This is a genomic window from Prevotella sp. MGM1 (assembly GCF_002933775.1).
Classification (GTDB): domain Bacteria; phylum Bacteroidota; class Bacteroidia; order Bacteroidales; family Bacteroidaceae; genus Prevotella.
In genome coordinates this window covers 1-846 of the sequence record NZ_BEWV01000114.1, presented here as the reverse complement: position 1 = coordinate 846, position 846 = coordinate 1, and the positions used below count along the sequence as shown (strand labels likewise).

2 protein-coding genes are annotated in these 846 nt (G+C 52.2%); one reads left to right on the top strand and one right to left on the bottom strand.

The annotated features are described in order from the left end of the window. The coding region (locus MoGM_RS03815) for a uracil phosphoribosyltransferase (protein WP_275936836.1) at positions 1-152 on the top strand (152 nt) is incomplete at its 5' end. Positions 153-254: 102 nt separating this feature from the next. Here the strand turns inward: MoGM_RS03815 and MoGM_RS03810 are convergent. Next, positions 255-788: a TlpA disulfide reductase family protein gene (locus tag MoGM_RS03810; RefSeq protein ID WP_104368815.1), complete on the bottom strand. Its 534-nt coding sequence runs from the start codon at positions 786-788 to the stop codon at positions 255-257. Positions 789-846: the final 58 nt, after the last annotated feature.

Here is an 846-nt window from a genome sequence, read left to right as displayed (position 1 = left end):
CTCCGGAAGGCATCGACCACGTAAGAAAAACATTTCCGGAAGACAGGACGACGGTTTGGTGCGCCGCCATAGACGAGTGCCTCAACGAGCATAAATATATCGTGCCGGGCCTTGGAGATGCCGGCGACCTGTGTTTCGGCGGAAAAGAGTGACCCGGCCGGCAGCCCCACACGACGGAGCCGGCCGACAGCAGTGGTGAAGTTATCGCGTCATGTATAACTTCCTGACGGCTAAAAATATCTCTCTTCGGCCTTTCAGAATACCGAAGAGAGATATTTTTCCACTTCTTCCGTCTTTATTGTAGCGAGAGCGATGCGGCCTTTCGGGTCTACGACATACATCGTAGGTATCCATTTTATATTGTAGTCGGCCGATATCCCGGTCTCTTTCCAAGGCTTCAACTCACTGTGATGCACCCAGTCCATGCCGTTGTCGCGCACACATTTCATCCATGCTTCTTTCTTTTGGTCTACCGACACGCCAATGAAGACCACCCCATCGGAAGCGAACCTCTTGTGAAGCGCTTTCACGGCCGGTATCTCACGGCGGCAATCGCCGCACCACGAGGCCCAGAAATCGAGCACCACGTATCGTCCCCGGAAGTCTTTCAAATGCATTCCGGCAAGCGTGTCGCCGTTCTCGATGACGAAATCGGGAGCCTCATCACCCGCTTTCAGCAGGCCGGCGGTATACTTGCCGTCATCCTGCACATTCTCCTGTGCCTTCGTCTGTACCATGCAACACAACATCAGTGCCGCCAAAGTGATTATTCCTCTTGTCTTTATCATTGCCGTAAGTGTTTGGTCCTGTATATATCTGTTGCTGCAAAAGTACTAAAAAAACACG

Excerpts from the sequence above, each read along its gene's own strand:
- MoGM_RS03810 (WP_104368815.1), bottom strand. The coding sequence starts at position 788 with ATGATAAAGACAAGAGGAATAATCACTTTGGCGGCACTGATGTTGTGT.